Genomic DNA, 282 nt, shown 5'->3' on the forward strand with positions numbered 1-282 from the left:
AGGGATCTTTCTGGTGGCGATGCGCTTAGGGGACACACCCGTACCCATCCCGAACACGATGGTTAAGCCTTAAGCGGCCGATGGTACTTCACTGGAGACGGTGCGGGAGAGTAGGTGGCCGCCAGATTATGAAAAAAGAGCAAATGCAGATTCGCTGCAGATGTTCGGGAGAATTCATATAGATACAGGCAAGGATGAGCAACAACTTATCACCGCCAACCCAATCAGCAGGGCAGTGCTGTTACTATAACTGGTTTTACCAGTGATTAGAGAGTTGAACAG

1 rRNA gene is annotated in these 282 nt (G+C 50.0%); it reads left to right on the top strand.

Annotation, left to right across the window (positions count from 1 at the left end):
* Positions 1–9: 9 nt before the first annotated feature.
* A 5S ribosomal RNA gene (rrf, locus tag ACQRBH_RS17410) occupies positions 10–127 on the top strand.
* Positions 128–282: the final 155 nt, after the last annotated feature.

Origin of the sequence: Bariatricus sp. SGI.161 (assembly GCF_050313695.1) — a bacterium.
Taxonomy (GTDB): Bacteria; Bacillota; Clostridia; order Lachnospirales; family Lachnospiraceae; genus JAFBIX01.